This is a genomic window from Mesorhizobium koreense (assembly GCF_031656215.1).
Taxonomy (GTDB): domain Bacteria; phylum Pseudomonadota; class Alphaproteobacteria; order Rhizobiales; family Rhizobiaceae; genus Mesorhizobium_L; species Mesorhizobium_L koreense.
Genome location: NZ_CP134228.1, coordinates 1,043,426 through 1,062,908 on the forward strand (window position 1 = coordinate 1,043,426; position 19,483 = coordinate 1,062,908).

At 60.3% G+C, this 19,483-nt stretch carries 20 protein-coding genes, 1 tRNA gene and 3 pseudogenes; 12 read left to right on the plus strand and 12 right to left on the minus strand.

All coding sequences use genetic code 11. From position 1 onward, the window contains the following. Nucleotides 1-54: 54 nt before the first annotated feature. Nucleotides 55-1,197 carry a DNA topoisomerase IB gene (locus tag RBH77_RS05040; RefSeq protein WP_311031043.1) on the plus strand — a complete coding sequence of 381 codons (1,143 nt, stop codon included), beginning with the start codon at nt 55-57 and terminating at the stop codon, nt 1,195-1,197. A 101-nt stretch (nt 1,198-1,298) separates the two neighbouring features. Here RBH77_RS05040 and RBH77_RS05045 read toward each other — a convergent pair whose 3' ends face one another. Next, nucleotides 1,299-1,559 (minus strand): hypothetical protein, encoded by a 261-nt coding sequence (locus tag RBH77_RS05045; RefSeq protein WP_311031044.1) that lies wholly within the window; start codon nt 1,557-1,559, stop codon nt 1,299-1,301. A 205-nt stretch (nt 1,560-1,764) separates the two neighbouring features. Between RBH77_RS05045 and RBH77_RS05050 the strand changes: the two genes are divergently transcribed. The 5 genes and pseudogenes from RBH77_RS05050 (at nt 1,765) to RBH77_RS24065 (ending at nt 4,926) form a co-directional block, all read left to right on the plus strand. After that, the gene (locus RBH77_RS05050; RefSeq protein ID WP_311031045.1) at nt 1,765-1,950 is read left to right on the plus strand and encodes a hypothetical protein; all 186 of its coding nucleotides are present in this window, start codon (nt 1,765-1,767) and stop codon (nt 1,948-1,950) included. A gap of 19 nt (nt 1,951-1,969) precedes the next feature. Further along, a tRNA-Arg gene (locus RBH77_RS05055) sits at nt 1,970-2,043 on the plus strand. A 919-nt stretch (nt 2,044-2,962) separates the two neighbouring features. Continuing rightward, nucleotides 2,963-3,949, plus strand: a complete 987-nt coding sequence (locus tag RBH77_RS05060) for an ATP-dependent DNA ligase (RefSeq protein WP_311031046.1) — start codon at nt 2,963-2,965, stop codon at nt 3,947-3,949. Between the two features lie 157 nt (nt 3,950-4,106). After that, a pseudogene (locus RBH77_RS05065) lies at nt 4,107-4,572 on the plus strand (cysteine hydrolase family protein). 150 nt (nt 4,573-4,722) lie between these two features. Continuing rightward, nucleotides 4,723-4,926 carry a KGG domain-containing protein gene (locus RBH77_RS24065; RefSeq protein ID WP_442920461.1) on the plus strand — a complete coding sequence of 68 codons (204 nt, stop codon included), beginning with the start codon at nt 4,723-4,725 and terminating at the stop codon, nt 4,924-4,926. 456 nt (nt 4,927-5,382) lie between these two features. Here the strand turns inward: RBH77_RS24065 and RBH77_RS05075 are convergent, their stop codons facing one another. The 4 genes from RBH77_RS05075 to RBH77_RS05090 form a co-directional block, all read right to left on the minus strand. After that, nucleotides 5,383-5,517: a hypothetical protein gene (locus RBH77_RS05075; protein ID WP_311031047.1), complete on the minus strand. Its 135-nt coding sequence runs from the start codon at nt 5,515-5,517 to the stop codon at nt 5,383-5,385. Nucleotides 5,518-5,732: 215 nt separating this feature from the next. Next, nucleotides 5,733-6,692, minus strand: a complete 960-nt coding sequence (locus RBH77_RS05080; RefSeq protein WP_311031048.1) for an SDR family oxidoreductase — start codon at nt 6,690-6,692, stop codon at nt 5,733-5,735. A gap of 121 nt (nt 6,693-6,813) precedes the next feature. Next, a complete protein-coding gene (locus tag RBH77_RS05085) occupies nt 6,814-6,918 on the minus strand; it encodes a DUF4142 domain-containing protein (protein ID WP_371832839.1) in 105 nt (34 codons plus the stop codon). A 236-nt stretch (nt 6,919-7,154) separates the two neighbouring features. Further along, nucleotides 7,155-7,631, minus strand: coding sequence for an Hsp20 family protein (locus tag RBH77_RS05090; RefSeq protein WP_311030958.1), 477 nt, complete (start codon nt 7,629-7,631; stop codon nt 7,155-7,157). A 227-nt stretch (nt 7,632-7,858) separates the two neighbouring features. Between RBH77_RS05090 and RBH77_RS05095 the strand changes: the two genes are divergently transcribed. Beyond that, nucleotides 7,859-8,182 carry a DUF982 domain-containing protein gene (locus RBH77_RS05095; RefSeq protein ID WP_311030957.1) on the plus strand — a complete coding sequence of 108 codons (324 nt, stop codon included), beginning with the start codon at nt 7,859-7,861 and terminating at the stop codon, nt 8,180-8,182. Here RBH77_RS05095 and RBH77_RS05100 read toward each other — a convergent pair. Continuing rightward, the gene (locus RBH77_RS05100) at nt 8,166-8,378 is read right to left on the minus strand and encodes a protein usg (RefSeq protein ID WP_311032432.1); all 213 of its coding nucleotides are present in this window, start codon (nt 8,376-8,378) and stop codon (nt 8,166-8,168) included. The genes RBH77_RS05095 and RBH77_RS05100 overlap by 17 nt on opposite strands. A 14-nt stretch (nt 8,379-8,392) precedes the next feature. Between RBH77_RS05100 and RBH77_RS05105 the strand changes: the two are divergent. The 5 genes and pseudogenes from RBH77_RS05105 to RBH77_RS05125 form a co-directional block, all read left to right on the plus strand. After that, nucleotides 8,393-9,262 (plus strand): annotated as a pseudogene (locus tag RBH77_RS05105) (ABC transporter permease subunit); the annotation flags it as partial. Nucleotides 9,263-9,271: 9 nt separating this feature from the next. Continuing rightward, nucleotides 9,272-10,270, plus strand: a complete 999-nt coding sequence (gene araD1 / locus RBH77_RS05110; RefSeq protein WP_311031049.1) for an AraD1 family protein — start codon at nt 9,272-9,274, stop codon at nt 10,268-10,270. A 71-nt stretch (nt 10,271-10,341) separates the two neighbouring features. After that, nucleotides 10,342-10,437, plus strand: a pseudogene (locus RBH77_RS05115) (IS5/IS1182 family transposase); the annotation flags it as partial. 34 nt (nt 10,438-10,471) lie between these two features. Beyond that, nucleotides 10,472-10,789, plus strand: coding sequence for an MmyB family transcriptional regulator (locus RBH77_RS05120; protein ID WP_371832869.1), 318 nt, complete (start codon nt 10,472-10,474; stop codon nt 10,787-10,789). Between the two features lie 169 nt (nt 10,790-10,958). After that, complete coding sequence (locus RBH77_RS05125) at nt 10,959-11,888, plus strand: ArsR/SmtB family transcription factor (RefSeq protein WP_311031050.1); 930 nt, start codon at nt 10,959-10,961, stop codon at nt 11,886-11,888. Between the two features lie 24 nt (nt 11,889-11,912). Here the strand turns inward: RBH77_RS05125 and arfA are convergent, their stop codons facing one another. The 6 genes from arfA to RBH77_RS05155 form a co-directional block, all read right to left on the minus strand. After that, nucleotides 11,913-13,463 (minus strand): arabinosylfuranosidase ArfA, encoded by a 1,551-nt coding sequence (gene arfA / locus RBH77_RS05130; protein ID WP_371832840.1) that lies wholly within the window; start codon nt 13,461-13,463, stop codon nt 11,913-11,915. Nucleotides 13,464-13,467: 4 nt separating this feature from the next. Further along, nucleotides 13,468-14,397: an ABC transporter ATP-binding protein gene (locus tag RBH77_RS05135; RefSeq protein ID WP_311031052.1), complete on the minus strand. Its 930-nt coding sequence runs from the start codon at nt 14,395-14,397 to the stop codon at nt 13,468-13,470. Beyond that, on the minus strand, nt 14,394-15,464 hold the full coding sequence (locus RBH77_RS05140) for an ABC transporter ATP-binding protein (RefSeq protein WP_311031053.1): 1,071 nt from the start codon (nt 15,462-15,464) through the stop codon (nt 14,394-14,396). The genes RBH77_RS05135 and RBH77_RS05140 overlap by 4 nt, the downstream gene beginning before the upstream one ends. Beyond that, on the minus strand, nt 15,464-16,324 hold the full coding sequence (locus tag RBH77_RS05145) for an ABC transporter permease (protein ID WP_311031054.1): 861 nt from the start codon (nt 16,322-16,324) through the stop codon (nt 15,464-15,466). Before RBH77_RS05145 ends, RBH77_RS05140 begins: the two co-directional genes overlap by 1 nt. Further along, complete coding sequence (locus tag RBH77_RS05150; protein ID WP_311031055.1) at nt 16,321-17,328, minus strand: ABC transporter permease; 1,008 nt, start codon at nt 17,326-17,328, stop codon at nt 16,321-16,323. Before RBH77_RS05150 ends, RBH77_RS05145 begins: the two co-directional genes overlap by 4 nt. An 85-nt stretch (nt 17,329-17,413) precedes the next feature. Continuing rightward, the gene (locus RBH77_RS05155; RefSeq protein ID WP_311031056.1) at nt 17,414-19,315 is read right to left on the minus strand and encodes an ABC transporter substrate-binding protein; all 1,902 of its coding nucleotides are present in this window, start codon (nt 19,313-19,315) and stop codon (nt 17,414-17,416) included. Nucleotides 19,316-19,483 lie beyond the last annotated feature (168 nt).

Consider the following 19,483-nt stretch of genomic DNA (forward strand, 5'->3'; position numbering starts at 1 on the left):
TGCCCCGTCTGATGGCTTCAATCGGAAATGATGGGCTAGAGCGGAAAACCTGAGGTGGTCGACAAGATGCGGAACGGAAAGCCGCAGCCTGGGAGAGCTGTCGCCGACGAAGCGGCAAGCCTTTCGCGTTCTGGTCTCCTCTATGTCTGCGACAGCGATCCAGGAATCCGCAGAGAGAAGCGCGGCAGAGGCTTCTCCTATATCCAAGCAGGCAAACCGGTGTGCGATGCCGGCACGCTCGCCCGGATCAGGACGCTCGCGATCCCGCCAGCGTGGTCCGATGTCTGGATCTGCGTTGATCCTGAAGGGCACCTTCAGGCGACCGGGCGGGATGATCGCGGCCGCAAGCAATATCGCTATCATCCCGACTGGACGGCGATCCGGGAAGAAGCGAAGTTCTCCTCGCTTCCGCGGTTTGCGCAGACCCTTCCGGGGCTGCGCAAGCAGGTCGACCTCGACTTGAGAAAGCAAGGCATGCCGCGGGACCGAGTCATCGCCTCTATCGTGTGGCTGCTGGACAAGACGCTGATACGGATCGGCAACGACAGCTACGCTGAGGAGAACAACACGTACGGCCTGACCACGCTACGCTCGCGTCACCTTAAGATCCAAGGCTCTAACCTGCGTTTTTCCTTTGTCGGGAAATCCGGAAGGGAATGGAAGCTGCGCCTGAGCGATCGGCGCGTCGCGTCGGTCGCGCGCGCGATCCAGGAACTTCCGGGACAGCACCTGTTTCAATATCGCGATCCGGATGGCGCGCTCCGCGATGTCCATTCGCACGATGTGAACAATTATATCCGTGACGCGACCGGCGATGACTTTACATCCAAGCACTTCCGCACCTGGGGAGCGACTGTCCTTGCCGCGAGCCTGCTTGCGGAAACGCCTGTTCCACCCGCCCGCGGTGCACGTGCAAAAGCCCTGAATCAGGCAGTCGACCAGGTGGCGAAAAAACTACGCAATACGCGGGCAGTATGCAGAACCGGCTACATACACCCGACCGTATTAGAGACTTGGAACCGCGGAACACTGCACGCCGAACTAGGAAAGGCTGCACGGGGACGCCGGACGGCAGGGCTAAGCCCCGAGGAGGCGACGGTCTTTCGGTGGCTTTCCAGACCTATCCGGCGCCCCCAAGGCCGGAACCGGGCAAAATCCGAGCGCGGAGGAAACGGGCGTCGCACATCGGCTGGCTAGCGTTCTCCGTGAGTTCGCGCTGACGCCCTGCCATACAGAAGTCAGGCGGCCGCGTATGCGTCGCGTTAATCCCCGCGCCTCTTTGGGAGGGCGTGGCGCGCTCAATTGCCATAGTCGCGCTCGACAAATTTATTGAACCGGCTGCGCCCATCTTCCTGATGAAGGAAGGCGAGATTGTTGTCGTCGAATATCCGGAAAAATTCGTCCCATTCTATCGGTTCGAGCGATTCCTCTGCGTCGCCGAAATCGATCCGCAGGATTCCGCCCTCCTCGCCCGTCCGAACCGCCGCGGGCCTGCCGTCTCGGTCCTCCACCCACATGCGGATAGCTTCATGATCGGTCGTCGTCGTTGCTTCAGCCATCGTATCCTCCTTTAAATGCCGGCCTTTGCTCTAGGCCGCCCTAACAACCGCAACTGTTCGATGTTCCTTGAAGCCGTCGTCCGTCGAGACCGCTCGAAGGAACGCTCCGATCCGCGGCTCGACGGAACTCTCGTTCGTTCCGCTTGTTTGAAGGGGACCCGGCCTCTTCTCCGGGCGCCGATCAACCCGCGCAAAGGATTTTCGGATGCATCCCCGACCGATACGAAAAGACGTCGACGCGATTGCCGCACGCGAGACCGAAGCGTTTCTTCGGCGCGCTTCCATCACGTATCTCGAATGCTGCATCAGCCTCATGATGACCCATCTGCAACGGGAGGAGGTCGCTACGATCCTGGAGAACGAAGCGGACATGTTGCGCCAGCTTGACTGACATCCGGAACCAAGCCCTGGCGCTCGTAGCGCAACTGGATAGAGCAGCGGACTTCGAATCCGTCGGTTGCAGGTTCGAACCCTGCCGAGCGCATCAGCCAAGCCGCATTCTGCACATCACGATGGGGAACTCTTTCCCGCCTGCGATGTTCGGACAGGATTACCGTCGAAAGCAAACACGAGGATGGACCAATGCCCCGAGGCGACAAGGATAAGTACACGGATAAGCAGGAACGCAAGGCGGACCACATCGCCGAAGGCTATGAAAAGCGAGGGGTATCCGAGGGCGAAGCCGAACGCCGGGCGTGGGCGACCGTTAACAAGGAGTCGGGCGGCGGCAACAAGTCCGGTTCCGGCAGAGGCAAGAAGGATACGCATGGATCCTCCCGCAAAGGCGGAAAACTAGGCGGCGAAGCATCGGCCAACCGATCAGCGGCGGAGAGGTCGAGGTCGGCAAAGAAGGCGGCGGCGACCCGTAAGAGGAACGAACAGCACGCCCATCACTGAAGGAACGCGCTCGCAGGCCGCGTGTTCTGCCTTCGCTTCAGGCCTCCGGCGCTCTGTCGTCTCGGGCGCCTTGGTTATCGCGCCTTCAAACTAGCCGTAGTGATGTTTTGGCTTCGGCACCGTACCGCTGAATTGCGCTCCTCCACGCTCACCATGCCGCCATCGCAAGCTTGCGGAATACGCGAGGCTATCCGTGGAAATGTATAGTGTGAAGCGCAGGGAGCTGGGTATCCAGAGAAACTCGAAGTTCGGCGCCAGGGGATGCTAGTTTCGTACCCCGCACGAAATTTCCGACCTCGATGCGCTGGCGATGGTCGTAGCCCCCTTCAGGACACGCTGACGGCGCTCGCGTGCTGGCCTGTCGTTCGGTGACTCGGACACGATCGCATACCCATTTCGGCTGTCCGTTAGTTCTTTCCGGTTTCAGGGACGGTAAAGGGATGCGTGGATCAATCAGGGGCGTTCGCCGTTATGCAGGTGTTCCAACGCGCACGTGATCGCACCCTATGGCGAAATTCCCCCTCCCCATTTCGACGCGCCCCATGGAAGCGAAGACCGAGTCGACCATTCCTAGGCAGGACGGCCCTTGGCAATATGAGCCGAAATGGGATGGCTTCCGCTGCTTGGTTTTCAAGGAAACTGACCAGGTGGACTTGCGCGCGAAGTCGGGAAAGCCCCTAGGCCGCTATTTTCCGGAAGTCGTCGAGTTCTTTCGTTGCGTGAGGGCGGACCGGTTCGTGCTGGACGGAGAATTGATGGTGGAACTTGGCGGCAGGAATTCATTCGGTGCTCTCCAGATGCGCTTGCATCCGGCAGAGAGCCGTATCCGGAAACTCGCGGCGGAAACGCCCGCCACCGTCACCCTGTTCGACATGCTCGCAGGACGCAACGGCGACGCGTTGCTCCAGATGCCCTTGTCGGAACGGCGGGCCAATCTCGAATCCTTTGCTGCGAGGCATGCGTCGGTGAGCTTGTCCCCGGTCACACGGGACGCCGAAATGGCGGAATCATGGCTCTCAAAGCCCGGCCCCAACACGGACGGAATCGTCGCGAAAAGGCTATCCTATCCATACCTTCCCGGTGAACGGGCGATGATAAAGGTCAAGCGGTTGAGAACTGCCGATTGCGTCGTCGGGGGATTCCGCTATCTCACAGGCAGGCACGAAGTAGGTTCCCTCCTCTTGGGGCTATACGATCCTGCCGGAAAGCTCGATCACGTCGGGTTCACCTCAACGATCGCGGACGGTGAGCGTCCTCAACTCACTGCCAGGCTGGAGGCGATGTGCGAACCACCCGGCTTCACGGGAAAGGCCCCGGGAGGTCCAAGCCGCTGGAGCGCGCGCGGCGCTGAATGGGAGGCGGTGCGGCCGGAACTTGTCGTCGAGGTGTGCTTCGATCATGTGACCGGCCAGCGCTTCCGGCATGGCACGAAGCTGGTGCGTTGGCGTCCTGACAAGGCGCCCGAACAATGCACGCTCGAACAGATTGCCTGAATTTCGCGAACCGTTCGGAAGGCCACATCGCGATGCTGCGAGAACCCATTCAAAATCGCTGGGCTCACATTTGCGTGGATATGCAGCTGCTGTTCGCGCCCGGCTCGGAGTGGGGTTTGGAATGGATGCCGCGCCTTCTGCCCAACATTGTAAGGTTATGCGAGGCGCGGCCGCCGTCGACCGTCTTCACGCGCTTCATCCGGCACGGCGAGCGGGTGAAGGCGAGGACCTCTGGCGGGAGTATTACGTCAGATGGCGCCAATTCACGTTGGAGGAAGAAGGTCGCGGCCTTGTCGACCTGGTTCCGGAACTCGATGCCTTCTGCCCTCCCGCTAAGGTCATCGACGAGCCCGTATACTCGCCGTGGTATGGCAGGCGCCTCCGCGCCCTGCTTCAGGAGGATAGTTGCGACACCGTGATCATTTCGGGCGGTGAAACCGACGTGTGTGTGCTCGACCGTATTGGGAGCAATCGACTGGGGATATCGGGCGATCTTGGTCGGGGATGCGGTCTGCAGCGTCTCGGACGAAGCCCACGATGCAATCCTGAAACTCTTCAATAGCCGCTATAGCCAGCATGTCGAAACGGCGTCGACTGAGGAAGTCCTATCTGATCTTCACTAAGGGGCGTGGGAGAGGTGGTCCCGACCACGATCTTGCAGATTCGTGTCCCTGGTTTGAAGTGCGGAGGTTTCCGGAGACACAAAATATTACGTGAAGGAACGGCCGCGCAGGGGGAGGGTTGGGCTGACGGGACGAATGGTTCGCCCCATAATGGAATGGAGAAAGAAAATGGAACGAGGTGGTACCCACGAACAGCACGTGAAAGCTGGCCAACAGAGCCACAAGAACAATCCTGACCAGAAGAACATGAGCCAGGAAGCGAAAGGCTCGGATGGGCATCGTGGTGGCAGCGGAAATTTTGCGGAAGACCGCGAGCGTTCGTCCGAAGCCGGCCGCAAGGGCGGCCAGCATTAGATGACTTGCCCCAATGGCATAGACTGATTACGCGAAAGGCCCCGCTGGCTGCAAACCAGCGGGGTGCTTCCTTCAGACCGCAAGCCCGACAGGATGCAAGAGATGCTCCAATGTCGGCGTACGCTTGTTGGATTGCCGTCGTCGGACCCGGGAAGGGTGCTACGGGGACAGGCGCTCGTCTGACGTTTCGTTGGCCAGGAAAAGAAACCGGGAAAATCGTCCTGTCCACTGTGCCGCCGTGCCCGGTTGAAGCGACCTGCAGCAAATAGATAACGGCTGAATCCTCGAAATGTTCAAACCCGTGGCCTCGCCGGAAAGCGCGTGCCACCGCCAATTTGGCTAATCGCAGTGCCGCTTCGTCTTGACGACCGTCTTTCCATAATGGTGGGCAGTCTTCTTAACTACGCCATCATCGTGGTGGTGATGATGATAGTAGCGGTCTGCGTGGACCCGGTGCTACTGTTCAACGACGACTGGCGGCTGATAGTGCTCGTTGCCCAGTTGGACTGTAACGGCCGCAGCTTGTGCCATTCCGCCGATGGATACGGTCATGTCTAGGGTGGCGATAGACGCAATGATGATACTGCGCATTTCGTTATCTCCTTTCAATATTCACTGCGGACTAACCGCAGCCGCGCTCGAAAGTTCTGCTGCGGGAGTGGCCGGCAGAGGAGGGCAGAAAGAGGCCTCCGCCGGTGCATCGCGCCTGAGCCTCTGCGAACCTGCCACGCCTACTCGCTCCGGCGGGAAGTGGACGTTCGCACCTGGCACGGATCGAGCGCAAACGAAACAGGGGCTCCTCGTCGCTATCCGCCGACGATGGGAAGCACTTCGCCCGTGATGTAGCTGGAGCATTGGGGTGAGGCGAGAAACACGTAGGCGGGCGCGATCTCTTCCGGTTGCGCCGGGCGCTTCATCGGAACATCCGAACCGAACTTCGAAACATCCTCCGCTTCCTTGTCCGACGGGTTGAGCGGTGTCCAGACGGGGCCTGGCGCTACGGCATTGACCCTGATCCCCTGCCTCAGAAGATTGCTCGCGAGAGCCCTGGTGAATGCATGGATTCCTCCCTTCGTCAGGGAATAGTCGATCAAGGCTCTCGACCCCTTGATGCCCGTTACCGATCCCGTATTGATAATCGCATCTCCGTTGCCCAAGTGGGAAACAGCTGCCTTCGCCATGTGAAAGTATCCGTAAAGGTTCGTCTTCACCGTAAGGTCGAAGTGCTCTTCGGTCAGATCCTCGAACCGCGCGCTGTGAACCTGGAAGGCCGCGTTGTTCACCAACAGGTTCAGCTTGCCGAATTCCTTCACGGTGCGTGCGACAGCGCGCTCGCAGAAGCTGCGTTTCGAAACATCCCCTTCGATGACTAGACAGCGCCGTCCCTCCCTCTCGACCGCCTCGCGAGTGACGTCTGCATCGGCCTTTTCCTCGAGATGGACGATTGCGATATCGGCGCCTTCCCTTGCGAACAGGACAGCTACGGCACGGCCGATACCGGAATCCCCGCCGGTGATCAGCGCCACTTTTCCTCCGAGCTTTCCGGAGCCGTGGTAGTAGGGAGCGTCATACATCGGCGCCGGATCAAGGATGCGCTCATCGCCCGGCTTCGACTGATGCTGCTTTGGAAACGGAGGAACCGGATACCTGCGCGCGCCGGCCTGCATGGCGCCGGATGAGCGGCTGGATGACTTCTTGTCTTGCTGGGCGACGTCCTGCTGCACCTTCCTGTGCTTGGCTGTTGTCTTCGCGGTTTGGCGGGCCATTCGAATCTCCTCGCTTTTGTAAGCCTAACGCCGCAGGACACTTGGTGTTCATCGGTGCCGAAACGAGATCGCGCGGGCCAAGGTACCATTGGCCGTCAGATTGTTCGTCGCGGGCCGCGGGTTACTTGTTCAGTTCTTTTGCCATCACCAGATGGTGTTGAAGCGTCGGCAGGGTCTTGGCGGCCCAGGCCTTCAGGTCGGCTTGCAGGGCGGCGCCGAGGCCCATCTGCACATCCGCGCGCCGAGGCCGGGGGGCGCAGCAGCGTTTCCGAAGGAGCACGGCTCAAGGTGATCGCCGAAGAGAACCAGCGCGGCCGCCAGGTTGCTCTCGTTTCGGTTCCAAGGAATCAGATCACGCACACTCATTGTTCTTCTCCTTTCGTTCGTTCGATTGACAATGCCATCCCGTCAGCGCCGGGCTTGTCGCCCAGCGCCTTGCGAAGTGCGCCTAACGAGATAGTCTCACGCGGCCTGCTTATCGGCTTCGATCCGCTTCGGCGGCACCTTGGACGACGCGTCCGCGGTTGCAATCTCGATCCGGCGCGGCTTCATTTCCTCGGGAAGCTCGCGTCTGAGATCGATGGTAAGCAGGCCGTTGGCGAGGCCGGCATCCATCACCTTCACGTGGTCCGCGAGCTCGAAGCGGCGCTCGAAAGGCCGCCCGGCGATGCCCCTATGCAGATAATCGCCATTGTCCTCGCTGGCCTTTTCGCCAGCCACGACGAGCATGTTGGGCTCGTGGATGATGCTGAGTTCATCCTGAGAGAACCCGGCCACCGCCATGGTGATGCGGTAGTCGTCCTCGCCGGATTTGGTGATGTCGTAGGGCGGCCAGTTTTCGGCACTTGCCGTCCGGCTGGCGTTCTCAAGCAGGTCGGCAATGCGATCGAAGCCGATGCTCGAACGGTAGAGCGGGGAAAAGTCAAATGCGGTTCTCATAGCCATATCCTCCTGTGAGCAACATGGGTACGAGGAGCGCCAAGAAGCGGCGCTCCTTGACCATTTGCCGGCCCCTTTGGCGTCGGCGACAATGATTTGGGAATTCACTTCCGTTGCGTCAAGAGGTTTTGCTCTCCCTTCGCGCAACCAGTGGAACGTCGCTTACCCGAGGCACGTTATGCAACCGGAGGAAGAACCCTTTCATCACTCTTCGGGAGGACGCGGCGATGCCGATTCCCGAACCTGTTATCCTGAAATCACCTCGCGGCCTTCCGCGCAAGGTGGCCAGCAGCTTCGAGGCGCTCGAATGCCTGGATCAGGAGTGGCCCAAATGGGCGCGGGGCCGCAGCTGGCGCGCCGCCTGCCGGGCCTGCCGGGACGCGCTCGAGGGGTGGCGCGGCGCCCGCGATGCACGTAGGGCATTCGTAAAGGCGGCTGAAAGGGCTGGGCTTGCGATCGTGCGCGAGCCTGTCCGGCCGCGGAAAGGGGCGCCCGCGTTCCGGCTGCCGCAAGGGGCCACGCAACAGCCCTCGCTCAGTTCAGCGGGATGATGCCGTCGACGGCGCGCCATTCGGAAGGCTCGATCAGCCCGTGATGGGCGACCCGGACCGAATGCAGCGCGCCGTCAAGTTCGCGCGCCCAGTAATCGAGAAAGCCACGCAGTTCGGGAAACGCCGGCGCGAGATCGTATTCCTGCCAGACATAGAGCTGCAGAAGGCTCGGATGATCGGGCATGTGATAATGGATCTCCGCAGTCGTGCCACCGAATACCGAGCTTCATCGTCACATTGGCCGGGATGCTGATCTTCCGCGGGCTCTGTCAAGCGATGCTCGGCGGCGGCCTTTCAGTCGGCCCCCTGCCGGTCGAGTTCAAAGAACTCAGTTCCGGTTTCATTCCCGAAATGATCGGCACATGGGTGCTTGTTCCACCGACGGTGAACGCGGCGGGCAAGACAATCTACGGCAGCGGGCTTCATTTACATCTCACCTCGATGCTTATCGGCGTTCTCAGCGTCTTCGCCTATGCCTATGTCGGCCTTCGTTCCCGCCGCACCCGCGAGCGGCATGGATACGAGGCTGAACCCTTCGCGCTCTTCGCCGTCAAGACCCTGGTGATCTCGCTGCTCGCGCTTTTCCTGATCTACCAGTTCGCAACCTACAAGGGCCTGCCAGACGTCCTGATCGTCATGGGCATATTGATCGCACTCTTTGTTTTCGTGACGAAGCGGATGACGATCGGGCGCCGCGTCTATGCCATGGGCGGCAATCCCAAGGCAGCGCAATTATCGGGCATCAACACCGAATGGTTGACTTTGCTCGTCTTCATCAACATGGGCGTGCTTTCGGCACTGGGCGGCCTGATCATCGCGGCTCGCCTGGGGCAGGCCGTGCCTGCAGCCGGCCTTGGCAGCGAGCTTGACGTCATCGCGGCCGTCTTCATCGGGGGCGCTTCAGCGATGGGTGGAGTGGGCCAGGTCATCGGATCGGTTGTCGGCGGCTTCATTATGGGCGTGATGAACAACGGCATGTCGATCGTAGGCGTCAATGTCGACTGGCAGCAGGTCGTCAAGGGCCTGGTGCTGCTCGGCGCAGTCGTCTTCGACGTCTACAACAAGAACAAGCAAGCCTGAGGAATCACCATGCTCATTTCGCAGATTGCGACCCCGGAGGGAGGCACGGTAGTCGCTGCCCGTGACGGTAGCGAGGCCTATGCCGTCCAGGACGCATCAGGTGTCTACGATCTTGCTCTGAAGGCCGCCCGGTCTGGCCGATCGCTTGCCGCGCGCATCGCCGAACTCGGCCTGGGCGAGGCCGTCGACCTCGAAGCCGCCCACGCGGAAGGCCGTGTTCTCCTGCCGGTCACGCACCCCGATCCCGCACACATGCACATGACAGGCACCGGCCTCACCCATCTCGGCTCAGCCGCGACCCGCGACGCCATGCACGCCGCGACCGCGCAGAAGGAAGAAACCCTCACCGATTCCATGAAGATGTTCCGCATGGGCATCGAGAGCGGCAAGCCGGCGGACGGCGAGATCGGCGTCCAGCCGGAATGGTTCTACAAGGGCAACGGCACGGTCGCTACGGCGCCCGGCGCGCCGCTGCTTTCACCCGATTTCGCGCTCGACGGCGGCGAGGAACCGGAGATCGCCGGTATCTATGTCATTGGCGACGGCGGAACACCCTTCCGGATCGGCTTCGCACTTTCCAACGAATTCTCCGATCACGTCACCGAACGGCAGAACTATCTCTACCTTGCCCACTCCAAGCTCCGCCCCGCCTCCTTCGGCCCGGAAATCCTGGTCGGCGAACTCCCCGTCGACATAAGAGGCGCCTCCCGCATCCGCCGCGCCGGCAAGCTCCTGTGGGAAAAGCCCTTTCTTTCCGGCGAAGGAAACATGTCGCACACCATCGCCAACCTGGAACACCATCATTTCAAATACGGCCTGTTCCGTCAGCCGGGCGACCTGCATGTCCATATGTTCGGAACCGCGACGCTCTCCTTCGCCGACAAAGTCCGCATCGAACCCGGCGACGTGATGGAGATCGAGGTACCCGGATTTGGCCTACCCCTGCGCAATCCCATGGCAATAGAAGCCGCGACTGCAACCGGCACCGTCCGTGTACGAGCACTGTAAGCAGTTCGATGGGCAATAGGGCTTCTACCGCCTAGATTCGCTTTCCATGTCGCCTTGCTGCCCACCGCAAGCGCAGAGGCGCCATACATTACGATAAGAAGCGCTATCGCGACCGGCGCCTCGTCGAGAACGCCTTCTGCCACCTCAAGAATCTCCGCCGCGTGGCTATTCCCGCCAGAGCAACGCAACATCCTGCGCCTGATATTTTCCGACTCGCGCGTTCGGGCCGCCCAGGAAGACTGGCTCGGCGTCGCCCACTTCGCGGTAGGGGCATTTAGGGCCGATGCTGCACGCGCCGGCGCTTCCGCCGAGATCACCCAGCTTGTCGGGGACCTTTCCAAGACGAGTGCAGAATTCGACGCGCTTGACATCTCCAGTCACGGTGAGGGCGTGAAGCGTCTCCGGCACCCGGGATCGGGACCATCGAGAGGGCGCAGCGCACATTGGGTCGCTCGTCGCCGCTCGCGCCAGACAGCCCGCGTCCCCCGGCGAAAGAGATTGACCGACGCATCGTCCTGACTCGGAGCGACTTTCCCGAGAGGCGAACGCCAGTTTTGGCAACATTCAAGCTCTGCGTGATGAACGGGTAGCCCAGGATAAAGCTGTTCCGCTATATGTGCCCCATTCACGCATGGATATTCAATCAGGTGTTCTGATATATAGCAGGCTGAATGATAGAGCCATTTCTATGAAGCCCAATTTCCTGAACGTCACACCTGAGAGCGGCGTCCCCGTACTGAAGGGACTGGCCTCACCGATTCGCATGCATATTCTTCAGCTCCTACACAAATCGGGAAAACTGAACGTCAATGAAATCACCAAGGCGCTGCGCTTGCCTCAATCAACCGTTGCGACCAACATCCAGTTGCTGGAAGAGGCTGGGTTGGTGGAAACCTACGCGACCAAGGCAAAAAAAGGCCACCAGAAAATCTGCGCTTCCAAATATAACGAGATCATTCTTCGCTTCGAATCCGGCGAGGAGCAGCGCAAGAACAATCAGATAGAAGTCGCAATGCCGCTTGGGTTGTTTACCAGTTGCGAGATCAGCGCTCCGTGTGGCCTGTGCTCGGCCGAAGGGGTGATCGGTCTGCTCGACGTACCAGATTTCTTTCTCGATCCGGGACGAGTGCAAGCCGCACTTGTTTGGTTCGGGCGGGGTTACGTCGAATACAAATTCCCTAATAACGCCAAGCTCGTGAACTCGCAAATTGAGGCCGTTGAGTTCTCGATGGAGCTCTCATCAGAGGTGCCGGGGACCAACCTAGACTGGCCTTCCGACATCACCCTCTGGGTCAACGATCATCCCATCGGGACCTGGACCTCGCCCGGCGACTACGGTGACAAGCGCGGGGTCTACACGCCGAGCTGGTGGAAGCTTGAGGGGTCGCAGTACGGCAAGCTGAAGACTTGGCGCATCAACAAGTCCGGCTCCTTCATCGACGGCATCTCGATTTCCAGCGTCACCGTGGACGATATCGGCCTTTCCGATCACCATTCGATCAGGATGCGTATCGGCATCGACGACAACGCCCGCCATCCGGGTGGCGTCAACATCTTCGGTCGCGGCTTCGGCAATTACGATCAGGACATCGTCATGCGCCTCCACCTTGTACAATAGGCCTCTCCCTTCGTCGAAAGCCCGTCATTTAGAGACATCGAACCGCACGACGGTCCACGACGCCGGCGCCAGCTTCATGCTGACGCAGCCGTCCGCCGCCTCGACGGCGTCGAATTCGCGCGGCTTGACTTCGTCGGGCTTCTCCCTTGTGTTGAGGGCAAGCAGGTTATCGTGGCGAAGCTCGTGCGCCCGCTGTTTGGTCAGCGTGCCGAACCCGGTCGCTTCCAGATTGAGCTCGATCCCGTCCGACAGATGGCGGTTGAGCAGGAAAAGTGTCACCGTCTGATCGGTCTCGGAGTGGATGGCTGAAACCTTGAGATACGGCACCGTTTCAATTCTGTCGTAGAGTTCCTCGGTGCGCGTCGGATCGTAGTAGCGTGTCGAATAGGTCGGCACGTCGACATACGTACGCAGCACGCGCCCGCGGCCAAGATTGCTGAAATCGGCAAAAGGCCAGAAGATCGTCTGCCGCCATGCCGGCCCACCAGTCTCGGTCATGATGGGAGCGATGGCATTGACGAGTTGCGCTAGGCATCCGGCCTTGACCCGGTCGGCATGGTTGAGGAGCGAGATGCAGGCGCCGCCGAAAGCTAAGGCGTCCTGCATGTTGTACTTCTCCTCCAGGATATGCGGGGCCACTGGCCATCCGGTCTGGATGCGGTTCTCGTCACCGCGGCGGGTCCGGTACCAGACGTTCCATTCATCGAAGCTCAGCATGATGCGCTTGGGCGACCTGCGTCGCGCCGCAACCGAATCCGCGATGGCTACGACCTCCTCGATGAAGCTGTCCATCAAGTCCGGACTTGCGAGGAAGGACGGCGTGTCGTCGGCGTAATTGTTGAGATAGGTGTGCAGCGACACGTACTCGACGTCGTCGAACGTGTGCTCAAGGACGATGCGCTCCCATTCGCCGTACGTCGACATTTTCCGCCCCGACGACCCGCATGCGGCAAGCTCGATCGTGGGGTCGGTCAGCTTCATCACCTTCGCCGCCTCGGTCGCGATGCGCCCGTATTCCTCGGCGGTCTTGGCGCCCATCTGCCATGCGCCGTCCATTTCGTTGCCGAGACACCAGAATTTCACGTCATGCGGCTTTTCCCAGCCATGCTCGCGGCGAAGGTCGGAGAGCGTCGTACCGGAGGGATGGTTGCAATATTCGAGATAGTGCCTCGCCTCATCCGGCCCGCGCGTGCCGAGATTGACCGCAAGCATCGGCTCAATATCGGCGAGCCGACACCAGTCGATGAATTCGTTGGTCCCGAACTGGTTGGTTTCGATCGATTTCCAGGCGAGATCCATGCGGCTCGGGCGCTTTTCAACGGGCCCAACCCCTTCTTCCCAATTGTAGCCCGAGACGAAATTGCCGCCCGGATAGCGCATGATCGTCGGTGCCAGCTCCCGCACCAGATCGAGAACGTCGCGCCGGAAGCCGTTCTTGTCCGCCGTGGGATGTCCGGGTTCAAAAATGCCGCCATAGACGCATCGTCCGAGATGCTCGACGAAAGCCCCGAAGAGACGCCTGTCCGTCTCTCCGATGATGAAGTCTCTGTCGAAACGCACTTGTGCCTTTTGCATAGCCCTATCGCTCTGTTTCGTGGGGGAATCGTTCGTCACGCCGGATGACTTGCATGACTGGTTCGGACAGGTGCGCGTCGGCACTCACCTGTCGCACCGCGAGGCTGGAGCCGGTAAGCACACCTTTTCCGGAAGGATCCGGCGACAGCAGCGAGTCCTTCAGAAGTTGTGAATAGGGGTGCTTGGGCTTGTCCAGTACCGATCGGGCGGGACCGCTCTCCACGACCTCGCCCTTGCGCATGATAATGATCCGGTCACTGATGTAATAGGCAGTCGCGAGATCATGCGTGATATAGATGATCGACACGCCAAGATCGTCGCGCAGGGTCCTGAACAGATTGACGATCGACATCCGCAGGGATGCGTCGACCATCGACACCGGTTCGTCGGCAACGAGCAGGGAGGGCTCCGATATAAGCGCGCGGGCGATGGCAACCCGCTGCAACTGGCCTCCCGAGAGTTCATGCGGAAAGCGGCGCCGGATTTCGGCAAGCGACAATCCCACCTTGTTTAGCGCGCCATCGGCTGCCCGCTCACGCTCGGAATGCGATCTGGCACCCAAAAAGTTCTTCGCCGAGATCAGCAGATAGCGATCCACGCGCTTCAGCGGATTGAACGCTTCAAACGGATTCTGGAAGATGGGTTGGACCTGCTTCATGAAGCCAAGCCGGTCCGAACGCCTGCGGAGCGCCGTCAAGTCACCGCCCCTGAACCTGATGCTGCCTCCCGTCGGCGTGATCATATTCAGGATCATGCGCGCAAGCGTCGTCTTCCCGCTTCCCGACTCTCCGATGATCGCGAACACTTCGGGCCGCTCGACCGGCAGCGAGAAGCTGACCTCTCTGACCGCGTCGAAGCTCTGTCGGCCGAAAGCGCCGCCGCGAGCATAGGACTTGGTGAGATGGCTGACCTCCAGGAGGCTTCCGCCGGTCATATGGGTTCCTCCTTCGCGGCGCCTGTGATGTCTATCTCGGGCGCAACACTCGGGCGGACATCGGGACTGGCCGCAAAACAGGCGACGCGATGGTCCGGAGCCAGCGTGGTGAGCATGGGTATCTCGCGCCGACAGATATCCATCGCCAGCGGACAGCGGGGATGGAACCGACAACCCGCTGGTGGGTCGGCCAGGTTGGGAGGCGCACCATGCAGAGCAGAACGCGTGCTCGCCTCGCCTATCCTGGGGAGGCTTGCGACTAGATGCGCGGTGTAGGGGTGCATCGGATTGGCGAAGACCTCCGCCGTCGGCCCCTCCTCAACGAGGCGGCCGGCATACATGATGCCGAGCCGGTCGGCGATGTTGGCATGGACCGTAAGGTCATGGGTGACGAAGATCATCGAGGAGTCGAACTCGCGCTGCGTCTCCCGGATCATGGTGAGGACGTCCTTCTGGACAACAACATCCAGGGCGGTGGTTGGCTCGTCCGCGATGATGAATTCTGGGCGGCAGACCGTAGCAAGCGCGATGCAGACGCGCTGGCGCATGCCGCCCGAGAGTTCGTGCGGGTAGGCGCGGAGAATATCGGCGGGGAGCCGCAGGCGCGAAAGATGGGCCTTGACCGCCTCTAGGAAGGCGTCCTTCTGGAGGTTCATATGCCGGAAGGCGAAGTCCTCGAACGTACGCTGGACGCGACGGACGGGGTTCAGGACGCTCATCGAGCCTTGCATGATGTAGGACAAATGCCGCCAGCGGATGGCGTCGCGCTCGTCGGACGTGAGCGCATAAATGTCACGGTCGAGAAAACTGTAGCGGACCGAACCACCGACCACGTTGAGAGGCGGCTGGATAGCAGCAGCGATGGTCTTGATGAAGGTCGTCTTGCCGCAGCTGGACTCGCCGGCCAGCCCGTAGATCTCGTTCTTCCGGACCTGCATAGTGATTGAGTCAACAGCGCGGACCTCGCGCTCGATGCCGAAATAACTCATCTGGTAGTACGCGCGCAGGTTCTCCGTCCGCAGCACTGCGTCATCGGCATCGGCGTGTGCCAAAGGCTGCCTGGACATCAGCCGTTGCCCATTCTGCTGAGCCTGCTGCGCGGGTCGATATACTCGTTCATCGAGATCGACAGCAGGAAGAGGCCGATGAAGGTGAGTGTGACAAAGAAGGTTGGGAAGAGGTACCACCACCATACGCCGGAGACCATCGCGCTGTGCTGGTTGGCCCAGAAGATCATACCGCCGATCGTGGGTGTATTCACGTCGGTGAAGCCGAGCACGGCCAGCGTCACCTCGAGACCGATCGACCAGTTCATGTTGTTCATGAAGGTGGAGAAAACGATGGGCAGCACGTAGGGCAGGTGCTCTTCGGTCACGATGCGGGGCGTCGACATGCCCGAGAAGATGCTGGCGTTGGTGAACTCGCGCGTTCGCAGGCTGATCATCACCGAACGGATGAGCCGGGCGTCATAAGCCCAGCCGAGACAGGCCATAATGAGGGCGAGCATGAACCATGTCATGTCCTCGCGCAGGACGAAGTAGAGCAGGACGAGCAGCGGAAAGAGCGGAATGACGATGAACGTGTCGTTGATCGACATTAGGACGCGGTCGACTGCGCCCCCGACATAGCCGGAGATGAGACCGATTGTCAGCGAGAGTATACGGCTGATGACGGCGACGACGAAGCCGAAGGCCAGCGTGTTCCTGAGCGCATAAGTGAGCTGCCAGAAGACGTCCTGGCCACGCGAATTCGTGCCGAACCAGTACGGTTCCGATGGCGGGACGTCCATCGGGACCAGATAGGCATCGATCGGCGAATAAGGCGAGAAGTACGAGGCCAGCGACATCGTAAACACCACCAGCATGATGACGGCGCCGGCGGCGAACTCGCCATTGTACCGGAAGAGATCCCTTACGGTCCGGATCATGGCTTCACCTGCACGCGCGGATCGATCAGCGGGTAGATGATGTCGATCAGAAAGACGGCGACCGAGACCGAAATGATCGAAATCGTGGCGATCCCGAGCACGAGCGAATAATCGGCCGCGTGCACGGCGTCGATGAGCAGGCGGCCGATGCCAGGATAGCCGAAGACGTACTCGGTGATGATCGCCCCGTTGAAGATCGAGCCGATCGAGATCGCGAGGCCGGTGATCTGCGGCATGAAGGCGTTGCGCATCACATAGGAGGTGAGGATGCGGCCGCGGGGCACGCCTGCCAGTTCCGCGTAGACGACATAATCGTCGGTGACGATATTCGACACCAGCGCGCGCATGCCCATGTACCAGCTGCCGAGACCGACGAGGATGAGCGAAAAAGCCGGCAGAATGGAGTGAATGACGACACTTCCGATGAAGGGCAGGTTGAGGCCCGGATTAAGGTTCATCTCGTAGCCGCCGCCGCTCGGCAGGATCGGTAGGAGGAAGGTGAAGACTATCAGGAGGACGAAGGCGACGATGTAATAGGGTATCGGATGGACCCCCATCGTGATCACACCGACCAGCCGCAGCAGGCGGTTCTTGCGATAGTAACCGGCGAGGCCGCCCAGGATGTTGCCGAGGAACCAACTCAGCAATGTCGAAATCGTCAGAAGGCCGATCGTCCAGGGGAGAGCGCGTGCGATGAGCACGCCGACCGGCGTCGGAAAGGCCGACAGCGACGGGCCGAAATCGAGCACGGTCACCCGCTTCAGGAAGCGGAGATACTGGAGCCACAGATTGTCGCCGAGGCCGTACATCTCTTTCAGCGACTTGCGCAGAAGCTCGATCGATTCCGGGCTGGAGAACCCGAAGGAACTGACCTGTGCCACGGCGTGCTCAACCGGATCGATCGGCGTCAGATGCGTGATGAAGAACGTAATCGTGATGCCGATATAGACAACCAGGATGAACTGGCCGAGGCGCTTGAAAACATGGATCGCGTAGGCTCGCATCAGACGTCCGGATCGGTTCCGTTGTCTTCCCTGCGGCGGGACGCATGGGCGCGTCCCGCCATGGGGAGGATGAGCAGGTCGGCTGTCAGCCTGCCTTGGCGGATTTGAGCTTCACCATCATGTACTTGGTGTTCGCCCAGTTCGGAACCGGGTCGGTGTAGGGCGCGGTCTCCGCGTTCGGGAAGCCCTTCCAGTACGTCGTGTCCATGACGGTGAACACGTTATAGGACATCAACGGTATGGTCGGCATCTCCTGTGCCACCAGCTTGAGATATTCGAGCCCCAGTTCGACGCCGCGCGGATCGTCGAAGTCGATCGTCCTGATCTCCTCGATAATCTTGTCGAGACGCGAATCCTTCCAGCGCTGCCAGTTGCGCGGCGGCTGCACCTTGCCGGGCGCGGCGACGAACTGCGAATGCCAGCTGTCGAGGAAAAAGGAGAGATCCGGATGGCCGCCCCAGGTCTCGACGCTCCATCCGATGAAGGTCTCGAAATCGCCCGCGCCTCTGCGGTCGTTCAGCGTCCCCTGGGCGACGTCGATCTGCGCATCGATGCCGAACTGCCGCCAAAGCTGCACGATCAGCGAGCCCGCCCGGGTCATCACCGGCCGGATATCTCCTTCGACCATCACCTTGACCGAAAAGCGCTTGCCGTCCGGCTGGTACCATTCATTTCCCTTCTTGGTGAAGCCGGCCGTCTCTAAGAGCTCGGTTGCGGCCTGGTCGTCCCGTTTCCACCAGCCACGCCCGATGGCTGTGGCAATATCCTCCGGTTTGGATGGTATCTTGTCTCCCATCGAGGGGCGAAGCATGTCGGCTATCTGCTGGCCTATGGTGGGGTCGTAAGGCTTGATCTTCCGTTTGCCCGTGTCGACCTCGAAATCCGTTAGCCATTTCTCCATCGGGTCGAAGTAGTACTTCGGGTAGAGCCCGGTCGGCGGGACGCCGATCGCCGAGATCGTCGCTGCCCCGCGGTAGGAGGCCATGTCGACCGCCTTGATGTCGATGAGCAGCGCCAGCGCCCAGCGCACGTCCTTGTTCTGGAACTTCTCGATCTGGTGGTTGAAGATAACGGCCGGCAGCGTCGGGTCCGGATGCGCGTAGGGAAAGCCCTTGAACCAACTCGTCGAGGAAGGCGATTCTTTCGCGAGGGTGAACATGCCTTCCGGCGAGGTATCGTGGATAACGTCGAGCTGGTGGTTGCGCTGCTCGATCACCCGCTTTTCCGGCGGTCCTGGATCGATGTAGGCCAAATAGCCGGGGCCTGGTTCGCCGAAGCGGGCGACGGTGGTGCGTTTCCAGTCGTCGCGCTTCTGCCAGATAAACCATTTGCCGCCCGGGTCGAAGTTCTTCAGCTTGTAGGCTCCGAGCGACACCGGCGGGTTAAAATCGAATTTGAGGACGTCGCCGGCCTTCTCGAATACGTGCTTCGGCATCATCCACATGGCGTTCCAGCGCACAGTGAACAGCGCATGGAACCGTGAATTCGGTTTCTTCAACTTGAAGAGGACCTCGGTCGGGCTCTTCTTCTCGATAGACGCGACATTGACCTGGACCGGGGCGCTCCAGCGAAGACCGTTGGTCTTCAGATGCGTCTCTATCGTATAGACCACATCATCGGCCGTGAACTCGACGCCGTCGCTCCAGAAGATACCCTGTCTCAGCTTCACAGTCATCTCGGAGAAATCAGAATTGTATTTGGGTTTCTCCGAAGCAAGCGAATTATCCCACACTCCGTCGATCCCGTGGTCGGCATCGATGTACCAGAACGTATCCATCGCCTGCTGATGAAGGCCCGTCGACTGGCCGCCCGCATTGATGGCCCATATGTTGAACCATCCCGCGTTCTTGATTGTGCCTTCCGGGTTCTCAAGGATCAGCAGCTGGTCGCGTGGAATATCCGAAGCGGCGACTTGCGCCTGTGCGTAGGCATTTCTGCTGGCAAGGGCAGTCCCTGCGAGCAGAATGAAGGTTCTCCTCGATAACATGCCGTGTCCTCCCGTTGCGGTGGCTCTCCATGCCTGCCGCTACGTCAGGCATCTTCGGCGAGACGACAATTCATGTCAACGGATTATCTGAACTGTATCAGATTCTGTGATATATAGTGGCAAGAAGCTCATCTACGAACATGGTTGCGCCCAGCTTATCTTAGGATA

What these genes read in the sequence shown, in the direction of transcription:
- RBH77_RS05045 (WP_311031044.1), bottom strand. Translation starts at nt 1,559, where the DNA reads ATGGCTGAAGCAACGACGACGACCGATCATGAAGCTATCCGCATGTGG.
- RBH77_RS05050 (WP_311031045.1), top strand. Translation starts at nt 1,765, where the DNA reads ATGCATCCCCGACCGATACGAAAAGACGTCGACGCGATTGCCGCACGC.
- RBH77_RS05060 (WP_311031046.1), top strand. Translation starts at nt 2,963, where the DNA reads ATGGCGAAATTCCCCCTCCCCATTTCGACGCGCCCCATGGAAGCGAAG.
- RBH77_RS24065 (WP_442920461.1), top strand. Translation starts at nt 4,723, where the DNA reads ATGGAATGGAGAAAGAAAATGGAACGAGGTGGTACCCACGAACAGCAC.
- RBH77_RS05075 (WP_311031047.1), bottom strand. Translation starts at nt 5,517, where the DNA reads ATGCGCAGTATCATCATTGCGTCTATCGCCACCCTAGACATGACCGTA.
- RBH77_RS05080 (WP_311031048.1), bottom strand. Translation starts at nt 6,692, where the DNA reads ATGGCCCGCCAAACCGCGAAGACAACAGCCAAGCACAGGAAGGTGCAG.
- RBH77_RS05085 (WP_371832839.1), bottom strand. Translation starts at nt 6,918, where the DNA reads ATGGGCCTCGGCGCCGCCCTGCAAGCCGACCTGAAGGCCTGGGCCGCC.
- RBH77_RS05090 (WP_311030958.1), bottom strand. Translation starts at nt 7,631, where the DNA reads ATGAGAACCGCATTTGACTTTTCCCCGCTCTACCGTTCGAGCATCGGC.
- RBH77_RS05095 (WP_311030957.1), top strand. Translation starts at nt 7,859, where the DNA reads ATGCCGATTCCCGAACCTGTTATCCTGAAATCACCTCGCGGCCTTCCG.
- araD1 (WP_311031049.1), top strand. Translation starts at nt 9,272, where the DNA reads ATGCTCATTTCGCAGATTGCGACCCCGGAGGGAGGCACGGTAGTCGCT.
- RBH77_RS05125 (WP_311031050.1), top strand. Translation starts at nt 10,959, where the DNA reads ATGAAGCCCAATTTCCTGAACGTCACACCTGAGAGCGGCGTCCCCGTA.
- arfA (WP_371832840.1), bottom strand. Translation starts at nt 13,463, where the DNA reads ATGCAAAAGGCACAAGTGCGTTTCGACAGAGACTTCATCATCGGAGAG.
- RBH77_RS05135 (WP_311031052.1), bottom strand. Translation starts at nt 14,397, where the DNA reads ATGACCGGCGGAAGCCTCCTGGAGGTCAGCCATCTCACCAAGTCCTAT.
- RBH77_RS05140 (WP_311031053.1), bottom strand. Translation starts at nt 15,464, where the DNA reads ATGTCCAGGCAGCCTTTGGCACACGCCGATGCCGATGACGCAGTGCTG.
- RBH77_RS05145 (WP_311031054.1), bottom strand. Translation starts at nt 16,324, where the DNA reads ATGATCCGGACCGTAAGGGATCTCTTCCGGTACAATGGCGAGTTCGCC.
- RBH77_RS05150 (WP_311031055.1), bottom strand. Translation starts at nt 17,328, where the DNA reads ATGCGAGCCTACGCGATCCATGTTTTCAAGCGCCTCGGCCAGTTCATC.
- RBH77_RS05155 (WP_311031056.1), bottom strand. Translation starts at nt 19,315, where the DNA reads ATGTTATCGAGGAGAACCTTCATTCTGCTCGCAGGGACTGCCCTTGCC.